At 73.0% G+C, this 17,465-nt stretch carries 17 protein-coding genes; 8 read left to right on the top strand and 9 right to left on the bottom strand.

What is annotated here, in order from left to right:
* Positions 1-9 precede the first annotated feature (9 nt).
* From EDD54_RS11550 to EDD54_RS11510, 9 genes are all read right to left on the bottom strand, one after another.
* The gene (locus EDD54_RS11550) at positions 10-891 is read right to left on the bottom strand and encodes a TraB/GumN family protein (protein WP_165644837.1); all 882 of its coding nucleotides are present in this window, start codon (positions 889-891) and stop codon (positions 10-12) included.
* Between the two features lie 184 nt (positions 892-1,075).
* Entirely contained in the window at positions 1,076-1,876 is an 801-nt protein-coding gene (locus tag EDD54_RS11545) for a response regulator (protein WP_126541313.1), read from the bottom strand.
* Between the two features lie 282 nt (positions 1,877-2,158).
* Positions 2,159-3,094, bottom strand: a complete 936-nt coding sequence (locus EDD54_RS11540) for an FAD:protein FMN transferase (protein ID WP_126541312.1) — start codon at positions 3,092-3,094, stop codon at positions 2,159-2,161.
* An 8-nt stretch (positions 3,095-3,102) separates the two neighbouring features.
* Positions 3,103-3,642 carry a nitrous oxide reductase accessory protein NosL gene (locus EDD54_RS11535; protein ID WP_126541311.1) on the bottom strand — a complete coding sequence of 180 codons (540 nt, stop codon included), beginning with the start codon at positions 3,640-3,642 and terminating at the stop codon, positions 3,103-3,105.
* Complete coding sequence (locus EDD54_RS11530) at positions 3,639-4,457, bottom strand: ABC transporter permease (RefSeq protein WP_126541955.1); 819 nt, start codon at positions 4,455-4,457, stop codon at positions 3,639-3,641. The genes EDD54_RS11535 and EDD54_RS11530 overlap by 4 nt, the downstream gene beginning before the upstream one ends.
* 5 nt (positions 4,458-4,462) lie before the next feature.
* Positions 4,463-5,368, bottom strand: a complete 906-nt coding sequence (locus tag EDD54_RS11525) for an ABC transporter ATP-binding protein (RefSeq protein ID WP_126541310.1) — start codon at positions 5,366-5,368, stop codon at positions 4,463-4,465.
* Positions 5,365-6,663 (bottom strand): nitrous oxide reductase family maturation protein NosD, encoded by a 1,299-nt coding sequence (locus tag EDD54_RS11520; protein ID WP_126541309.1) that lies wholly within the window; start codon positions 6,661-6,663, stop codon positions 5,365-5,367. The genes EDD54_RS11525 and EDD54_RS11520 overlap by 4 nt, the downstream gene beginning before the upstream one ends.
* Before the next feature lie 4 nt (positions 6,664-6,667).
* Positions 6,668-8,587, bottom strand: a complete 1,920-nt coding sequence (gene nosZ, locus EDD54_RS11515; RefSeq protein ID WP_126541308.1) for a TAT-dependent nitrous-oxide reductase — start codon at positions 8,585-8,587, stop codon at positions 6,668-6,670.
* A gap of 16 nt (positions 8,588-8,603) precedes the next feature.
* The gene (locus EDD54_RS11510) at positions 8,604-10,856 is read right to left on the bottom strand and encodes a NosR/NirI family protein (protein WP_126541307.1); all 2,253 of its coding nucleotides are present in this window, start codon (positions 10,854-10,856) and stop codon (positions 8,604-8,606) included.
* 251 nt (positions 10,857-11,107) lie between these two features.
* Between EDD54_RS11510 and EDD54_RS22985 the strand changes: the two genes are divergently transcribed.
* The 8 genes from EDD54_RS22985 to EDD54_RS11475 all read left to right on the top strand — a co-directional run bounded on the left by EDD54_RS22985 (position 11,108) and on the right by EDD54_RS11475 (position 17,450).
* Positions 11,108-11,278 (top strand): hypothetical protein, encoded by a 171-nt coding sequence (locus EDD54_RS22985; RefSeq protein ID WP_165644803.1) that lies wholly within the window; start codon positions 11,108-11,110, stop codon positions 11,276-11,278.
* Between the two features lie 226 nt (positions 11,279-11,504).
* Positions 11,505-11,867 (top strand): DUF2946 family protein, encoded by a 363-nt coding sequence (locus EDD54_RS11505; protein ID WP_126541306.1) that lies wholly within the window; start codon positions 11,505-11,507, stop codon positions 11,865-11,867.
* A gap of 134 nt (positions 11,868-12,001) precedes the next feature.
* On the top strand, positions 12,002-12,607 hold the full coding sequence (locus tag EDD54_RS11500) for an SCO family protein (protein WP_126541305.1): 606 nt from the start codon (positions 12,002-12,004) through the stop codon (positions 12,605-12,607).
* Between the two features lie 15 nt (positions 12,608-12,622).
* Entirely contained in the window at positions 12,623-13,117 is a 495-nt protein-coding gene (locus tag EDD54_RS11495; protein WP_126541304.1) for a copper uptake system-associated protein, read from the top strand.
* An 11-nt stretch (positions 13,118-13,128) separates the two neighbouring features.
* Entirely contained in the window at positions 13,129-14,298 is a 1,170-nt protein-coding gene (locus EDD54_RS11490; RefSeq protein ID WP_126541303.1) for an ABC transporter substrate-binding protein, read from the top strand.
* Positions 14,299-14,314: 16 nt separating this feature from the next.
* Positions 14,315-15,367 (top strand): FecCD family ABC transporter permease, encoded by a 1,053-nt coding sequence (locus EDD54_RS11485; protein WP_126541302.1) that lies wholly within the window; start codon positions 14,315-14,317, stop codon positions 15,365-15,367.
* Complete coding sequence (locus EDD54_RS11480; RefSeq protein WP_126541301.1) at positions 15,364-16,119, top strand: ABC transporter ATP-binding protein; 756 nt, start codon at positions 15,364-15,366, stop codon at positions 16,117-16,119. Before EDD54_RS11485 ends, EDD54_RS11480 begins: the two co-directional genes overlap by 4 nt.
* Positions 16,120-16,169: 50 nt before the next feature.
* A complete protein-coding gene (locus EDD54_RS11475) occupies positions 16,170-17,450 on the top strand; it encodes a Zn-dependent hydrolase (protein WP_126541300.1) in 1,281 nt (426 codons plus the stop codon).
* Positions 17,451-17,465: the final 15 nt, after the last annotated feature.

Below are 17,465 nucleotides of genomic sequence, written 5' to 3'. Positions count from 1 at the left end.
CGCCGCCGGTCACGGCGCCGGCTCGACCCGGCGCACCGTGTGGCCGTGGCGGCGCAGCAGCGCGACGACGCCGTCGTCGCCGACCACGTGCAGCACCCCGACCGCGACGAAATGGGTGCCGGCGCCGAGCAGCAACTGCTCGATGCGCGGGATCCAGCCGGCGGTGCGGCCGCGGATCAGGACGCGGTGCAGCGCGTCGCCGCCCGGACGCTCGTAGCCGGTGAGCACGCGCTCGATCGCAGCGACGTCGCCGGCGAGCCAGGCGTCGTGCAGGTCGCGGTGCTCGAAACGGCCGGCCGAGAGGTCCTCGACGACGGCGCGCAAGAGGTCGACCTCCTCGTCGGGCGCCAGCGAGGCGAACAGGCGGACCGGCGTGTCGGGCGGGTCGAAGCCGGCGACGGCGATGCCACGCGCCGCCGCTTCGCGGGCGAGCGCGATGTCGGCGGCGGTGCCATCGAAGCCGTCGCGGCGGACGGCGGCGGCGCCGATGGTGGCGGTCGCGAGCCAGGGCCGCATCGGGTCGATGCGCGCGAAGGGGATACCGTAGGCGAGCGCGACGTTGGCGGCGGCCTCGAGCAGGTCCGGGTCGAGGCGGGCGGCGAGCGGTTCGTCCGGCGACAGGCCGAGCCTGCGGACGAGGCCGCCGTCGCCGCTCTCGGATTCGCTCTCGAGCCACAGCGAATGGCTGCGCGCGAGCGCGCCGGCGATCTCCGGCGTCCACCAGGGATCGTCGGGCTTCGTCGCGTGCAGGGTACCGAAGAGGTAGACGGTGGAATCCTCGTCCGAGAGCACCCAGAGCGGCGGGGCGGCCGAGGCCGGGGCGGCCGTCGCGGTGAAGAAGGAGGCGGCAAGGGCCGCGACGACGCCGAATCCGGTCCCGAAGCTCCGCATCCGCGCCCTCCCCGCCCGCTGGCGCGCGCCGCGCCGGTGCCGACGGCCATGGTGGCGGCGACGTGACGAACCCGCCAGGGAACTAGTTCCCGATCGGATCGTGGCGTGACGAGAAGGCGCAGCGAGCCGGTGTCGGGCGTCCGGACGCGGGCGGCGTTGCGCGATCCGCATCGCCGACACGGCGCTAGATCTGGGTGAAGACCTCGTGGCGGGCCGCTTCGAGGAACTGCGCGTCGTTCATGTCGTAGAGAGCGTGCAGGACGCTGTCGACCTGGGCCGGATAGAAGGGCTTCTTCAGGAAGTGCTGCACGCCGATGTGGGCGGCGGCCCGCCGCCGCGACTCGTCGGCGTCGCCCGACATCATCACGATGTGCACGCCCTGGCGCGTGTAGAGGATCTCGCCGGCGACCTCCAGACCGTCCACGTCGGGCATGAACATGTCGATGAAGGCGAGGTCGAAGCCCTGGCCTCGGAACAGGCGATAAGCGTCCTCCGCGCAGGCGGCCTCGTCGACGTGGAGGTTGAAGCGGCTGCGCTGGACGATCTTGCGGACCACCTGGCGCACCGTCGCGCTGTCGTCGACCACGAGCACCCGGCGCATGCGGGTCATCTGCACGAGCCGCAACAGCACGGTGGCGATCGCGATCTTGTCGAAGGGCTTGGGCAGCAGGTCGTAGGCGCCCCGATCCTGCAGCGCCTTCAGGGTGACCGCGTTGATCTCGGCGGTGATGGACACGATGATCGGGCGCTTGCGGCCGGCGAGGATCCGGTCGAGCCCGTCCAGGAACTCGATCCCGCCGACGCCCGGCATGTTGAGATCGAGGAAGACCACCTCGGGGACGAAGCGGCTGAGGAAGCGCGCGCCTTCGAGCGCGCCCTCGACCTCGAACACATGGCAGTCGGGCAGGACCGAGCAGATGCCCTCGCGCAGTTGCCCGCGCACGATGCCCGAGTCGTCGATCACCAGACAGTTCAGGAGCGGCATGCCGACGGTTCTCCCCTACCGGTCGATCTCCGGTCCGCGAGAACGGTGACGCGCGGACGAGGGTCTCCTCCACCCCGGCGACCACTTGAAATGGCACACACAACAGACGATCGTCCTAGGTGGTATCCTCGTCATGCTCAGGGATTTTACTTAAAGTTTTGTTCAAGCCGTAATACTTTCGATTATCGATAAGCCTTTCGAAGGGCAGGATCCGGCAGGTCCGGACGCGCGCCGAATCTCGCTCCGTCGGACGACCGTTTCGCACCCGGCCGGGCGGCCGGATCAGCCGGGCAGGACGCGGACGCCGAGGCGGGCGAGGCCGGAAAGGTCGGCGTCGTCCATCAGCACCGCGGCGGTCGAGACGGCGTCGGCGAGGGCCGCGGTCGGCGCGATCACGCTGGCGGCGCGGCGGGCGCCGCCGGTCCAGCCGCGGCGGGGATCGAAGACGTGGCCGAACCGGCCGGCGGGATCGAGCACGGTGCCGAGCGGGGCGGAGGTCGCGATCGCCTCGTCGCGGAGGCGGACGTGGTCGCGGCGCCCGCCGCGGTCGACGCCGACGGTCCAGCCGTCGCCGGCGGGGGCGCGCGAGCCGGCGGCGCGGATCTCGCCGACGTCGAGCAGCATGTCGCCGTAGCCATGGGCGGCGAGGCGCGCGGCGACGCGGTCGGTGACGAAGCCCTGGGCGATGCCGTTCAGCGTCAGCGCCATGCCCGGGCGGGCGAGGCGGATCCGGTCGGCGGCGATCTCGACGCCGGAAAAGCCGACCCGGGCGAGCGCGGCGGCGACGGCGGCGCGCGACGGTCCGGCGGGATCGGCGCCGGGGGCGGCGAAGTGGCGGGCGTAGAGGTCGAACAGCGGCTGGACGGTGGGGTCGAACAGGCCGCCGGTGGCGGCGTGGACGGTGCCGGCGAGTGCGAGCAGTTCGACCAGTTCGGGCGCGGGATCGGCGAGCACGCCGTCGCGGTTGAGGCGGACGAGTTGGCCGTCGGCCCGGTACAGGCCGAAGATCGCCTCGAGCCGGCGGATCTCGGCCTCGACGTCGGCGAAGACGGCGTCGTCCCGGGCGCCGACGAGCTCGATGGTGCAACCGGCGCCGAGCGCGACGCCGCGCCAGCGCTGCACCGGCGCGGCAGCGACCGGCCCGCCGAGGACGGCGGCGCCGAGGAGGGTCGCGCCGACGAAGAGGACGCGGCGGCGGGTGGGCGCGGGGGACGTCATGGCGGACCTCAGTTCATCGCCGACATGTCGCCGTGGGCGGGGACACCGGCGTCGCCGGGGCGGACGTAGGCGACCGGAATCTCGGCGAGCGCGACGGCGCGGCCGCCGTTCTCGGCGACGAAGCGGTCGGCGGCGCCGCGGCTGCCGAACGGGATCGCCTCGGGCGTGCCCATGCCGCCGGGCCGTCGGCTCTCGATCACGAAGACGGCGCCGTCGGCGTCGATCCAGTTGCCCCGGCCGGGCTCGGCCCAGGACGCGGCGGCGGCCATGTCGCTGACGTAGACCGCCGCGGTGTCGCCGACGCGCTCGGCGCCCTTCAGGTAGGCGACGGCGTCGCTGACCTGGGTGAACCACAGCGGCTGGTCCTGGCCGCGGACGATCACCTGGGCCTTCGGGCCAGGGTGGTCGGCGAGGTACATCTGGCAATAGTAGCCGAGCGCCTCGTCGGTCATCTCGACGGCGGCGGGTTTGGCCGGGCCGGCGTCCTCGCCGCAGGCGGCGAGCACGAGCGGGGCGAGGAGCGCGAGCGAGCGGAGGAGGCGTCTCATGGCGTGATCCTGCGGAAGGCGTCGAAGGCGAGACCGAGCGCGGCGGCGCCCCAGAGGGCGAGGGTCGCGAGCGCGGCGGCGGGCGGGAACGGCATGGTGGCGGCGAGGCCGTCGAGACCGGCGACCGGCACGTCGCCGCCGAGGCCGGCGAGGTTGTAGAGGCGGAAGGCGTCGCCGGGGTTGGCGAGCACCAGCCAGGGGAAGACGCTCCTGGCGAAGACGCCGTCGCCGGCCGCGATCAGGCCGCCGAGGAGGGCGAGGTCGTAGAGCACGACCACCACCAGCCAGACCCCGATCGCCAGCGCCGCGGCCGTGCCGGTCTGGCGCGCGGTCGCCGAGATCGCGGTGCCCGCGCCGACGAAGACCGCGCCGAGCAGGATCGCGGTGCCGACGAGGCGGCCCCAAGCGGCGAGGCCGGCGGGCGTCGCGCCGTGGACGGCGACCATCGCCGCGGCGGCGACGCCGAAGCCGACCACGACGGCGACCGCGACGACGACGACGTGGGCCGCGGCCTTGGCCACCAGCAGTTCGCCGCGGCGCACCGGCGTTGCCAGCACCAGGGCGAGCGTGCCGCGCTCGACCTCGCCGGCGACGGTGTCGTAGGTCAGGAGCAGCGCGATCAGCGGCACGAGATAGACGGTCAGCGTGGCGAGCGCGGCGGCGGTCGGCAGCAGCGGGTCGGCCTTCAGCACGCCGCTCGGGCCGGCGCCGAGGAAGGCGAGCGCCAGCGAGAACAGCGCCAGCACCAGCGTCGCCAGCAGGATCCAGCGGTTGCGCGCCGCGAGGCGGAGCTCGGTGGCGGCAACGGAGAACATGGCGGTCACGACGGGCCTCCGGGGCGGCGGGAGAAGTGGTCGTAGACGTCGTCGAGACCGGGCAGGACGATCTCGACGTCGGCGACGAGGTCCGGCACGGCGGCGATGCGGGCGAGCAGCGGCAGCTTGTCGTCGCCGCTGCAGGCGAGCACGACGCGGGTGCCGTTCTCGCGCGTGCCGCCGAGGTGGCGGTGCAGGCGGTCGACGTCGGCGGCCTCGGCCTCGACGCGGACGACGATCGGCAAGCCGGCGCGGCGGGTGAGCTCGGCGAGCGTGCCCTCGGCGACGACGCGGCCGGCGGACAGGATGACGATGCGGTCGGTCTTGCTCTCGACCTCCGACAGCGAGTGCGACGACAGCAGCACCGCGGTGCCGGCGGCGGCGACGTCGGCGATCACACTGTAGAAGTCGCGCCGCGACACCGGGTCGAGGCCGGAGGTCGGCTCGTCGAGGAGGAGCAGGCCGGGGCGGCCGATCAGGGCCTGGGCGAGGCCGAGGCGCTGGCGCATGCCCTTGGAATAGGTCCCGACGCGGCGGTCGGCGGCGGCGGCGATGCCGACGCGTTCCAGCAGCGGCATCGCCGCGCGCGGATCCTCGCCCTTGAGGCGGGCGAAATGGGCGAGGAGTTCGCGGCCCGTGAGGCTCTTCGGGAAGGCGACGGCCTCGGGCAGGTAGGACACGGCACGCCGCGCGACCAGCGAGCCCGGGGCGCCGCCGGCGACGGCGATGGTGCCGGCGTCGGGCGTCACGAAGCCGAGCACGCTCTTGAAGAGGGTCGACTTGCCGGCGCCGTTGTGGCCGAGCAGGGCGACGCGCTCGCCGGGCGCGACCGCGAGGCCGACGCCCGAGAGGGCCCGGACGGCGCCGAAGCGCACCGAGACGGCGTCGACGGCGAGGACGGGATCGGTCATGGGTTGCGGGCTCCGTCCAGGGCGGCGACGGCGGGTCCGGTGGGAAGGCCGGCGGCGCCGGGCGCCACGAGGGGGTGGCTGTCGACCACACCGCCGGGCAGGAGGCCCGGGAAGCGCGACTGCGACCAGCGGATCAGCTGGACGGCGGGAGTGCCGAGCAGCAGGCGGGCCATCGGCTGGCTCCACACCAGCTGGTCGACGACGTCGTTCGGCCGGTAGGGAGCGTCGGCGATGCCGTCGCCGTCGACGTCGAAAGCGGCGTGGTCGGACCAGTGGTTGCCGCGGCCGGCCTCGCTCCACTCGATCCAGCGGGTGCCGACGTATTTCACCTGGGTGCGGTTGCCGACGAAGGCGTTGCCGACGATGACGTTCTTCTCCGAGCCCGCGGTGAAGTGGATGCCGATGCCACAGCCGGCGAAGCGGTTGCCTTCGACGCGGTTGCGGTTGGCGTCGTAGAAGAACAGGCACTTCTCGCCGCCGCGGACCTCGTTGCGGGCGATGGTCGAGCCGTTGACCGCGTTGAGGAAGATGCCGTGGGTGCGGTCGCCGACCGAGAGGTTGCCCTCGGCGCGGATCCGCTTGGAGAACATGAAGGCGAAGCCGAGGTCGTTGCCGCGCGAGACGTTGCCGGTGACGACGATGTCGTCGGCGTACATCGAGTGGAACGCGAAGCGCAGCTCGGAGAAGACGTTGTCGCGGTAGGTCGCGTCGGCGGAGGTGGAGATGAAGACGCCGTCGCGGCCGCGGACGATGCGGTTGCGCTCGACCAGGAGCCCCGGCGCGTTCCAGACGTAGACGCCCGGGCCGCGCTCGTTGCGGCGCAGGTCGGTGCGCCCGACGATGACGTTGTCGCGCACGACGGTGTCGATCCCGCCCTGGACGTCGACGCCGACGAGGTTGCCGACGATGCGGTTGCCGGCCACCACCGTCCGCCGGACGCCCTTGTCGATCGCGATGCCCGCGTCGATCGTGGCGAGCGAGGTGCCGGAGCCGGAGACGGCGAGACCCTCGAGCACGACGTCGTCGGCGGTGACGCGGATCACCGAGCCCGTGCCCGGCCCGACGATCCGGCTGTCGCGCCCGCCTGCGATGGTGAGCGGGCGGTCGACGAGGACCGGGCCGTCGAAGCGGCCGTCGCCGAGCCGGAGGACGTCCCCCGGCTCGGCTTCGCGGATCGCGGCCGCCAGCGCCCCCGGCGCCGCCGCGACGATGCGCTCGGCCGCGCGGGCGGCTGGCACCGCTCCGGCGAGGAGCGACGCCGCGAGGAGCGCCGGGAGGATGGCGGGCTTGCGCATGGCGTCAGGCCGCCTTCGGCTTGACGAGCATCCGGCCCTGCATCTCCATGTGGAGGGCGTGGCAGAACCAGTTGCAGTAGTAGGCGTGGACGCCGGCGCGGTCGGCGGTGAAGGTCACCGACGCCGTGGCCTGGGCCGGCAGTTCCATGGCGATGCCGTAGTTCGACAGCGTGAAGCCGTGGGTGAGGTCGTCGACGTCGTCCAAGTTGGTGACGTAGAGCGTGACCTCGTCGCCCTGGTTCACCTCGAAGGCGTCGAGGCCGAAGGCCGGCGCCACCGCGGTGATGTAGACCCGGACCTTGTCGCCGTCGCGGACGACCTTGCTGTCGCCCATCAGGTCGACACCGTCCTTCTTCGCCTGCTGGCGCGCCTCCTCCCAATATCCGTCGTTCGGATCCCAGGACGAGCGCGGGTTGAGCTTGGAGGCGTGGACGATGATGCAGTCGTGCGGTTCGGCGAAGGTCGGGCTGTCGTGGACGATCACCATCCTGTCGCCCGAGATGTCGATCAGCTGCTCGTTCTCCGGCTTCAGCGGACCGACGTTGAGGAAGCGGTCCTTGGAGAACTTGTTGAGCGCCACCACCCACTTGCCGTCGGCCTCGGCGGTCTCGCCCATGGTCGCCTGGACGTGGCCGGGCTGGTAGGCGACGTCGACCTTGTCGAGGATCGGATCGACCTCCTCGCCCTTGTAGGCGCGGATGGCGAGGTCGATGTTCCACTTCACCACCTGGCTGTCGAGGAACAGCGTGGTGAAGCAGTTGCCCTTGCCGTCGAAGGTGGTGTGCAGCGGCCCGAGGCCGAGCTGCGGCTCGGCGACGACCGCCGAGCGCGGATCGGCGTTCTCGTGGAAGAGCGCGTCGACGAGGGTGACGTCGAGCACCGTGCAGGTCGGCGACAGCTTGCCGTTGATCACGACGTGGCGCTTGTCCGGCGCGGTGTTGCAGCCGTGCGGGCTGGTCGAGATCGGCACGTAGCGCGTGAAGGGCGAGTTCGCCGCCTTGCGGCCGTCGAGCAGCGGCACACCGCCGACGATGGGCGCCGAACCGGCCTTCACCGCCGCCTCGATCGCCTTGATGTCGAAGATGGTGACCCAGTCCTGCGCCGCCGAGGTCATGTCGGCGAGGGTGACGCCTTCTTCGGAGTTGTAGCAGGTCGCGAAGGCGTACTTGCCCTGGTAATCGGCGTCGCAATTGTCGAGGTTGCCGTCGACCATGACCTGCCAGGACACCTGCATGGTGTCGCCGTCGATCGCCGTGAAGACCGAGCGGTACTTCTTCGGCTCGTCGAGCACGGAGCCGTCGTTGGGGATCGGCACCCGGTGCTCGCCGTTGGCGAAGACGTAGCCGGTGCGCGGATACTTCTGGTTCCGGATGCCGTGGAGGTCGGCGGCGTTCGGGACCTCGACGATCTTGTCGACCTTCATCACGTCGCAGCGGATGCGGGCGACGCGGGTGTTGGCCTTGTCGTTGACGAAGACGTAGCGGCCATCGTAGGTGCCGTCGGTGTAGGACATGCGCGGGTGGTGCAGGTCGCCGTTGTCGTAGGTGACGCGGCCGCGCTTGGCGAGGAACGCCTTGGTCTCGGGCAGCAGGCCCTCGGTCAGGATCTTCAGGCTCTCGTTGGTGACGCCCCAGCCGGTCGCCGAGCAGCGGTTGAACACCGGCACACGCATCAGCTCGCGCATCGACGGCACGCCGACGATCCGGAGCTCGCCGGTCTGACCCGACGACCAGATGCCGTAGTATTCGTCGAGCTGGCCCGGCTTCACCTCGTTGGAGCCGCCCTCGGCGGCCCGGCTCGGCGACACGCCGCCGATGGCGCCGACGCCGGCGGCCCCGCCCGCCATGGCCACGCCGGCGAGCATCGCGGTCTTGACCGATCCCCCGAGCAGGGAGCGGCGCGACAGTTTCTCGGTCTCGGACATTTCTCGTTTCCCTCGTTCACGCGCTCTGCGCGGCTTCCGGTTCGGCCTTCGCGCCTTGCGTCGGCGCGGGCCGGCCCGAATGGGTGGCGAGTGCGATCCCGTTCTGCCGCTCGAAGCGCTCGCGCTTGCGGAGCTTGCCGATCACCACCGGGCACTTCTCGGTGCTCTGGTAGAGGACCTGGCAGTTGAGGCAGGAGATGCACTCGTTGGGGTTGATCTCGCCGGTCGGATGGATCGCCTCCACCGGGCAGTCCTTGGCGCAGACCTGGCAGGGGTGGCCGCACTCGGAATAGCGCTTCAGCCAGCGGAACATGTGCAGCCGGGCCGGGATCGCGAGGCCGCCGCCGAGCGGGCAGACGTAACGGCAGTAGAAGCGCTCGACGAAGAGGCCGGGGGCGAGCGTCGCCAGGGCGAACAGCACGTAGGGCCAGGGCCGGTCGAACTTCAGGATGATCGCGGTCTTGAAGGGCTCGATCTCCGCGAAGCGCTCGGCGACGTCGAGGCCGTAGAAGGACAGTCCCAGCAGGCCGAGGAAGATCATGTACTTCACCGGCCAGAGCCGCTCGTGCAGGCCCCAGGGCAGCTTCACCTGCGGCACGCGCAGGAGCCGCGCCACCTTGTTGGAGAGCTCCTGCAGGGCGCCGAAGGGGCAGAGCCAACCGCAGTAGGCGCCGCGAGCCCAGAACAGCAGGGCGGCGGCCACCGCGAACCACAGCACGAAGATCGGCGGGTCCATCAGGAACGTCTCCCAGCGGAAGCCCGAGACGAAGGCCTGGAGCACCGCGAGGACGTTGACGACCGAGAGCTGGGCGTTGGCGTGCCAGCCGACGAAGACCAGGGTGAAGATCAGGAAGCCGGTGCGGATCGCCGCGAACACCCGGGCGTTCCGCGTCGCGAAGGTCTGGAAGAAGAAGATCCCGGTGAGGGCGGCGAGCGCGACGCCGAGGATCGCGACGTCGGCCTTCTTCGCCTGCCAGATCCGGAGCCACAGCGCGTCGCGGGCGGCGATCGCCTCCGCCGGCGGATCGGACGGCGCGGCCTCGGCCGCGGGCGCCGCCGGGGCATCGGCGAGGTAGCGGGCCGGCATGGAGTAGTCGAGGTCGTAGGTGAGGAACAGCTTCTCGATCGGGCCGACCGGGCGCTGCACCAGGAACTGCATCCGCCACGGCCGCGCCGGATCGAAACCGGCGTCCTTCGGCACCACGAAGATGTCGACGTCGGCGAAGGCCGGCGCGTCGGCGGCGGCGAGGCGGACGACCCGCCGGTGCTCCTTGTCGCGGAAGCGGTGCGAAGTCTCGCCCTGGATCAGCTGGATGCGGTCGAAGATGCCGCCGCGGACGTAGCCGGAGCCCTTGAACGACCAGCGGCCGGCGCCAGCGACCAGCACGGCGGCGTCGCCCGGACGCAGCATGCGGCCGAGGGTGGCGTATTCGGCCTCGCCGAGCAGGGTGCGCCCGATCGAGGGCTGGCTGACGAGGCCGACCCAGACGTCGACGAAGGCGTCGGTCTCGGCTCCCGCCTCGGGACGGCCGGCGCCGCGCGGGTCCTTAAGGTCGGCGAAGGCGCGGTTGACGGTGCCGACGTCGAGGGTGAAGCGGCGCAGCGAGCCGTCGCCGGCGAGCGTGGTCCAGTCGGAGACGGCGTCGACCGCGGGATCGAGCCGCTTGGCCGCAGCCGGCGCCACGTCGGCGCCGACGCCGGGCAGCTTCAGCATCCGCGCCACCTTCAGGCTGGCGCGCAGGATGGTGTCGTCGATCACCATGACGGTGACGGTGGCGCCCGAGACGACCTCGAGGTCGTGGCCGCCGCCGTCCGTGGTGGCGGCCTTCTTCAGGTCGAGGCCGGCGTATTTCTCGGTGACCGCCCGGATCTTGGCCTCGGGGATGCCGACCAGCACGATCGGCTCGGAATGCTTGACGAGGCGCACGCCGGTGATCACCGCCTGCGGCGAGACGCCGACGAGGACGTGGATCGGCTTGCCGGAATAGCCGGTCGTGGGCACGAAGTCGGAAGTGAGGAAGACCCGGCCGATCGTCTCGCCGCCTTTCAGCGCCGGCACGGTGGCGTCGGCGTCGACCGGGCCGAAGGCGTCGGCGCCGGGCACGAGGTCGGTGGGCGCGACCCTGTCGAGGAAGTGGCCGACCAACGGTTCGGCCGCGACCACAGGCGCCGCCGCCACCGCGGCGACGGCGAGCACCGCCGCGGCGATGCCGCGCCGGCACCAGCCGGCGAGACGCGCCCCGATTCCCTGGCTTCCGCGCTCCGTCATGGCCTTGGCGCTCTCCGACCTCGTTCGAGCCAAGGGGGTAGCGGCGCCGACCCGGGCGGACGTTGTCGAAACGCAAACTCGCGGCGCGATGGCCGGACCGCGGCACGGGACGGGGGAGGCGAGCGGCACGGGGCGGTCGCCCAGCCTCGTCGATCCTGCCGAGGCGCCCGCGAACGGGCGGCGCGCGCGATCAAGGACCGCGCGCCGCGGATCGGGCAATGCTCGGGGCCGAACAGGAGGAGACCCCGACCATGTGCCTGCCCCGCGGCGAGACCGACCGGACGCTCGACGACGACGAGATCCCGATGGACCTCCGGTGCCGGGTCTGCTCCGGCGTGCCGAGCCCGGCGATGCTGAAGCGGCTCGCCGAACGGGCCCGGGCCGCCGAGGCCGCCGAGGCCGCGCCCTGCACCGACGCGTGAGACCAGTCTCGAAAAGTCCCGACTCGTCGGGGCTTTTCGAGGTTTCGGCCTTTCGGCCGGCGCCCGGTCGGGCGCTTCTCGCCCGCAATGCTCCGACCACGGGTCGGAACCTTGCGGGCTCGGCATGAGACCGCGGCCGGCGGCGCCATCCGTCCGGATCCGGATGCCGTTGGCGCGGCCCGCGGCGCGTGTTATCCGGGTCGTGCAAGGACGCGGTGGAACGGGAATGGGCGCGGCGCTCGGCCAGGGCTGTCGGATGTGGGCGACGATCCTCGTCGTCTACGCCCTGCTGCTCGCCGGTCTCGCCCCGGCGCTGGCCGCCTCGATCGGCGACCCCGGCGCCGGCGTGATCTGCACCGAGGCGTCGAGCGGCGACCACCGCGCGCCCGGCGACTTGGTGGGTCACGGCGCCGCCTGCTGCATCCTCTGCCACGCCGTCCAGGCGCCGGCCGCGCCGGTCGCCGAGACCGTCGCCGCCGCCCCGCTCCACCGCGAGGCGCCCGTGTTCGCGGCCGTAGCCGAGACGCCGCCGCCGCGCGGCCCGCCCGGCGCAGCGCCGCAATCCCCCCGAGCACCCCCCTTCGCCTGACGCCGCCCGGGCCACCGGCCCGTTCCCGCCGTTCAGGACCGAAGAGGTGTCGCCGCTCCAGGTGACCCGACCGGTCGCCGGAGTACGTCCATGTCCCCGTCCGTGCCGTTCCGCACGTTCGCGGAGCGCGCGCCGTGAAGGCGCCGCGCCCGTCCTTCGCCGTCGTCGCCGCGATCCTGGTCGCGGTGCTGGCGGTCGTCACCGCCGTCGTCGCCCTCGACGGATCCGGCCGCTGGCGCACGGCCGCCGACGCGCCCGCGATCGGCGGTCCGTTCACCCTCGCCGGGGCCGGCGGCCGCGTCGTCACCGACCGCGACCTCCTCGGCCGGCCGTTCGCGATCTTCTTCGGCTACACGCGCTGCCCGGACGTCTGTCCGACCACACTCGCCGAGATCGACGCGGCGCGCGACGCGATCGGCCCGGCGGCCGACGCGCTCACCGTGGTGTTCGTCTCGGTCGATCCCGAGCACGACACCCCGGACACGGTGCAGGGCTTCGTCGGCTCCTTCGCCCATCCGGTGCTCGGGCTGACCGGCACGGCCGCCGAGATCGACGCCGTCACCACCGCCTACCGCGTCTACTTCGCCAAGGTCCCGCAGCCGGACGGCGACTTCCTGATCGACCACACCGCCGCCGTCTTCCTGATGGACGCGGCCGGCCGGTTCGCGGGTGCGATTTCCTACAACGAGAACCACGACAGCCGGGTGGCCAAGCTCCGCCGCCTGATCGCTGCCGACTGAAGAGGGGGAAAGCAGATGATCCACCGTATCCGCCACGCCGCCGTCGCCGCCGTGGCGCTGGTCGCGCTCGCCGTCGCCGCCGCGCAGCCCGCCACCGCCCACGACGACGTCGGCGCCGTGACGCACCTGATGATGGCCACCTTCGACAAGCCGGAGACGCCGCTCGCGGTGTCGCCGGTGGTGGTCGAGGGCGACTTCGCCGTCGCCGGCTGGACCCAGGACGGCCGCGGCGGCCGGGCGCTGCTGAAGCGCAAGGGCCACGACTGGGCCCTGCACCTTTGCGCCGGCGACGCCCTCAAGGACGCCACCGCGCTGAGGCAGATGGGCATTCCCGCCGCCGACGCCGACGCGCTCGCCGCCGACCTCGCCGCCGCCGAGGCGAAGGAGGATCCGGCGCGGGTGGCGCTGTTCGCCACCTTCGAGGGCGTCGTCGAGATGAACGCCGACGGCGGCCATCCCGACCACGCCGGCCACGACGCCCACGCCGGCCACACCGACCACGCGAACTGAACGGACCCGCCATGACCTCCGCGATCCCCACGCCGACCCGCTTCGGCGTCCCCGCGCCGACCCGCCTCGGCGTTTTCCTCGGCGCCGTGTTCGGCGCCCTCCTCGCCCTCCTCGCCGTCGCGGTGCCGCTCTCGAGCGCCCGCGCGGAGATCCGCGTCACCGACGTGCTCGGGCGCGAGGTGGTGCTGGAGAAGCCCGCGACCCGCGTCGTGCTCGGCTTCTACTTCGAGGACTTCATCGCCATCGTCGGCCCCGGCGCGACCGATCGGCTCGCCGGTGTCTCGCTGCACTATTGGAAGGGCTACCGGCCGCGCCAGTACGAGGCCTATCTGGCGAAGTTCCCCGCCATCGGCGACCTCGTCGACGTCGGCGACGTCGACAACGCCACCATGTCGGTGGAGAAGATCGTCGCCGCCCGCCCCGACGCGGTGATCCTCTCGGCCGGCCAGTACGACTATCTCGGCGCCAACGCCGCCGCGATCGAACAGGCCGGCATTCCGCTGGTGGTGGTCGACTACAACGCCCAGACGCTCGAGAAGCACGTGGCGAGCACGCTGGTGATCGGGCAGGTGATGGGCACCGAGGACCGGGCGCGGCGCCTCGCCGACGCCTATCGCGCCAAGGTCGAGGACACCCGCGCGCGGGTGGCGAAGGCCGCGACCGGCGCGAAGCCCAAGGTCTACGTCGAACTCGGCCAGAAGGGCCGCGACGAGTTCGGCAATTCCTACGGCAAGGGCATGTGGGCCGGCGTCGTCGACCTCGCGGGCGGGGCCAACATCGCGGCCGGCCAGGTGGCGAGCTGGGGCCCGCTCAATCCGGAATACGTGCTGTCCGAGGCGCCCGACGCGATCTTCGTGACCGGCTCGGAGTGGATGTCGATGCCGCACGCGGTGCTGCTCGGCTTCGGCATCGACCCGGCGACCACGCGCGAGCGGCTGCGCCCCTACACCGAGCGCGCCGGCTGGGCCGACCTGCCGGCCGTGAAGAACCACCGGGTCCACGCGATCTACCACGGCGGCACGCGCAGCATCCACGACTACGTCTACCTGCGCTACATGGCCAAGGTGCTCTATCCCGAAGCGTTCGCCGACGTCGACCCGAAGGCCGAACTCGCGGCCTACTACGCCGAGAACTTGCCGATCGCGCCGGCCGGCAATTTCATGCTGCCGCTCGACGAGTGACGGGGCGGCACCGGCCATGACCAGCACCGACGCCCTCGTCCTCGACTACCGGCGCGTCCAGGCGCGCCGGACCACCGTGCTGGCCGGGCTCGCCGCCGCGGTGGTGGCCCTCGCCGGTGCCGATCTCGTCACCGGTCCGTCGGCGATGACGGTACCGGACGCGCTCGCCGCCCTCCTCGCCGGCCCCGCCGGCGAGGACCGGCTCGCCGCCACCATCCTGTGGGCGATCCGCCTGCCGACGACGGCGATGGGCGCGTTGGTCGGCGCCGCCCTCGGTCTCGCCGGCCTGCAGATGCAGACCATCCTCGCCAACCCGCTCGCCAGCCCGTTCACCCTGGGCTTCTCGGCCGCCGCCGGCTTCGGTGCGGCGCTCGCCATCATGTTCGGCTCCGCGATGCCGCTGCCCGGCTGGTTGGCCGCGCCCGTGCTCGCCTTCGCCGCGGTGCTCGTCGCCGCCGGCCTGATCCACGCGATGGCGCGGCTGCGCGGCGCCGACACCGAGGTGCTGGTGCTCGCCGGCATCGCGGTGATGTTCATGTTCCAGGCGCTGCAGTCGATGCTGCAGTATCTCGCCTCGCCGGAGGTGCTGCAGCAGATCGTGTTCTGGCTGTTCGGCAGCCTGCTCAAGGCGACCTGGACCTCGGTTGCGGTGCTGGGCACGGTGCTCGCCGTCGCGCTGCCGGCGGTGGCGCGCGACGCGTGGCGGCTGACCGCGCTGTCGCTCGGCGACGTCCACGCCCGCAGCCTCGGCGTCGACGTCGACGGCCTGCGCCGCCGCGGCTTCGTGCTGGTGGCACTAGTCACCGCCGCCGCCGTCGCCTTCGTCGGCACCATCGGCTTCGTCGGGCTCGTGGCGCCGCACGCCGCGCGCGCCCTGGTCGGCGAGGACCAGCGCACGCTGATTCCGGCCGCCGCGCTCGCCGGCGCGGTGACGCTGCTCGCCGCCTCGGTGCTGGCCAAACTGGTCGGCGGCGGCGCCGTGATCCCGATCGGCATCGTCACGGCCCTCGTCGGCGTGCCGATCCTGTTCACCCTGGTGCTGCGCCGGGCGCGGGCGGGTGCGCCGTGACCCGGCCGGGGCTGACGCTCGGCGCGGTCTCGGTCGAGATCGCCGGCCGGGCGATCGTCGACCGGGTCGACGCCCACTGCGCCGCCGGCACCGTGGTCGGCGTCTGCGGGCCGAACGGCGCCGGCAAGACCACCCTGGTGCGCGCCGTCGCCGGACTGGTCGCCCACCGCGGCGACGTCCTGGTCGACGGCGCGCGGCCGGCGCGCGAGGCGGTCGGCTACCTGCCACAGACGGCGCCGACGTCGACCGGTCTCTCGGTCGTCGAGGTTGTGCTGCTCGGCCGCGTCGCCCGGCTCGACTGGCGCGTCCGCGACGACGACGTCGACGCCGCGCGCGCCGCGATGGCGCGGGTCGGCGTCGGCGACCTCGCGCCGCGCCGTTTCGCGACGCTGTCCGGCGGTCAGCGGCAGCTGGTGCTGCTCGCCCAGCGGCTGGTTTCGACGCCGCGGCTGCTGCTGCTCGACGAGCCCACCAGCGCGCTCGACCTCCGCCGCCAACTGATCGCGCTCGACGTCGTCCGGCGCTACGCCCGCGAGCACGCGGCCGTGGTGGTGGCGGTGCTGCACGACCTGTCGCTGGCGGCGCGCTTCGCCGATGAGCTGATGCTGATGACCGACGGCCGCGTGGTCGCCTTCGGCGCGCCGGCCGCCGTGCTCACGGCCGAGCGGATCGCCGCGGTCTATGGCGTCTCGGTGGAGATGCTGACGGCGCGCGACGGCAATCTCCACGCTTGCGTGCTCGGCACGGCCTGAGCCGGCGCGCCGGCCTATCGCGGGACGGCGGGCCGGGGCAGACTGCGGGAATGGATTCGCCCGCACCGCCCCCGTCCGCCCCCTCGCCTTCCGCCTCCTCGCGCCCGGCCGTCGACGCCGCCAGTCTCCTCGACCGTCTCCGTGCGCTCGGGCGGGTCGGCCGCGACGGGGCCGGCCGCCTCGTCCGGCTCGCCGCGAGCGACGGGGACCGGCAGGGCCGCGACCTGCTGGTGTCCTGGATGCGCGACGCCGGTCTCGCCGTCACGGTCGACCGGATCGGCAACGTCACCGGCCTGTGGCGGCCGGCCGGCACGCCGGACGTTCCGCCGGTGGTGATCGGCTCGCACATCGACACCGTGATCGACGCCGGCATCTACGACGGCTGTACCGGCGTCCTCGCCGGGCTCGCCGTGATCGAGGCGCTGGCGGCGGCGGGCGTCGTGCCGGCGCGGCCGGTCGCGGTCACCGCCTTCACCAACGAGGAAGGCGTTCGCTACGCCCCCGACATGATGGGCTCGCTGGTGGTGGCCGGCGGGCTGGCGGTCGAGGCGGCGCTGGCCGTCGTCGGCACCGACGACAGCGTGCTCGGCGCGGAACTGGCGCGGATCGGCTACGCCGGCACGACAGAGCCGACGGCGCTCCGGCCGCACGCCTACGTGGAGCTCCACGTCGAGCAGGGGCCGGTGCTGGAGCGCGAGGGCGTCGCGATCGGCGCGGTGGACAGTCTGCAGGGCATCTCCTGGCAGAAGGTGACGATCACCGGCGACGCCAACCACGCCGGCACGACGCCGATCTCGATGCGCCGCGACGCCGGGCTCGCGGCCGCGCGGGTGATCACCTTCCTGCGCGAGCGGGCGGCGGCGTCGAACACGCCGACGGTGGCGACGGTCGGCTGCATCGCCTTCGAGCCGAACGCGATCAACGTCATCCCGTCCCACGCAAGCCTGACGGTCGACCTGCGCGACCCCGACGAGGACCGGCTGCGCGAGGAGGAAGCCGCGCTCGCCGCCTTCTTGGACGACCTCGCCGCCGCCGAGGGCGTCGGCGTCGCGGTCGAGCGGCTCGCCCGCTTCGAGCCGGTCGCCTTCGATCCCGCCATCGTCGGCCTGATCGAGGACGCCGCACGCCGGCGCGGCCTGTCGTGCCGGCGCATCACCTCCGGCGCCGGCCACGACGCCCAGATGATGGCGCGGGTCGCGCCCGCGGCGATGATCTTCGTGCCGAGCGCCGGCGGCGTCAGCCACAGCCCGCGCGAGGCCACCGACGACGCCGAGATCGCCGCCGGTGCGGCGGTGCTGCTCGACGTGGTGGCGGCCCTCGCCGGGGTGTGACTCTCCCCCGGGACG

It is taken from the genome of Oharaeibacter diazotrophicus, from assembly GCF_004362745.1.
In the GTDB taxonomy this organism is placed as follows: Bacteria; Pseudomonadota; Alphaproteobacteria; order Rhizobiales; family Pleomorphomonadaceae; genus Oharaeibacter; species Oharaeibacter diazotrophicus.
The sequence above is the reverse complement of the archived record's forward strand: the minus strand, read 5'-3'. Positions and strand labels throughout refer to the sequence as shown.

What these genes read in the sequence shown, in the direction of transcription:
- EDD54_RS11550 (WP_165644837.1), bottom strand. Translation starts at nt 891, where the DNA reads ATGCGGAGCTTCGGGACCGGATTCGGCGTCGTCGCGGCCCTTGCCGCC.
- EDD54_RS11545 (WP_126541313.1), bottom strand. Translation starts at nt 1,876, where the DNA reads ATGCCGCTCCTGAACTGTCTGGTGATCGACGACTCGGGCATCGTGCGC.
- EDD54_RS11540 (WP_126541312.1), bottom strand. Translation starts at nt 3,094, where the DNA reads ATGACGTCCCCCGCGCCCACCCGCCGCCGCGTCCTCTTCGTCGGCGCG.
- EDD54_RS11535 (WP_126541311.1), bottom strand. Translation starts at nt 3,642, where the DNA reads ATGAGACGCCTCCTCCGCTCGCTCGCGCTCCTCGCCCCGCTCGTGCTC.
- EDD54_RS11530 (WP_126541955.1), bottom strand. Translation starts at nt 4,457, where the DNA reads ATGTTCTCCGTTGCCGCCACCGAGCTCCGCCTCGCGGCGCGCAACCGC.
- EDD54_RS11525 (WP_126541310.1), bottom strand. Translation starts at nt 5,368, where the DNA reads ATGACCGATCCCGTCCTCGCCGTCGACGCCGTCTCGGTGCGCTTCGGC.
- EDD54_RS11520 (WP_126541309.1), bottom strand. Translation starts at nt 6,663, where the DNA reads ATGCGCAAGCCCGCCATCCTCCCGGCGCTCCTCGCGGCGTCGCTCCTC.
- nosZ (WP_126541308.1), bottom strand. Translation starts at nt 8,587, where the DNA reads ATGTCCGAGACCGAGAAACTGTCGCGCCGCTCCCTGCTCGGGGGATCG.
- EDD54_RS11510 (WP_126541307.1), bottom strand. Translation starts at nt 10,856, where the DNA reads ATGACGGAGCGCGGAAGCCAGGGAATCGGGGCGCGTCTCGCCGGCTGG.
- EDD54_RS22985 (WP_165644803.1), top strand. Translation starts at nt 11,108, where the DNA reads ATGTGCCTGCCCCGCGGCGAGACCGACCGGACGCTCGACGACGACGAG.
- EDD54_RS11505 (WP_126541306.1), top strand. Translation starts at nt 11,505, where the DNA reads ATGGGCGCGGCGCTCGGCCAGGGCTGTCGGATGTGGGCGACGATCCTC.
- EDD54_RS11495 (WP_126541304.1), top strand. Translation starts at nt 12,623, where the DNA reads ATGATCCACCGTATCCGCCACGCCGCCGTCGCCGCCGTGGCGCTGGTC.
- EDD54_RS11490 (WP_126541303.1), top strand. Translation starts at nt 13,129, where the DNA reads ATGACCTCCGCGATCCCCACGCCGACCCGCTTCGGCGTCCCCGCGCCG.
- EDD54_RS11485 (WP_126541302.1), top strand. Translation starts at nt 14,315, where the DNA reads ATGACCAGCACCGACGCCCTCGTCCTCGACTACCGGCGCGTCCAGGCG.
- EDD54_RS11475 (WP_126541300.1), top strand. Translation starts at nt 16,170, where the DNA reads ATGGATTCGCCCGCACCGCCCCCGTCCGCCCCCTCGCCTTCCGCCTCC.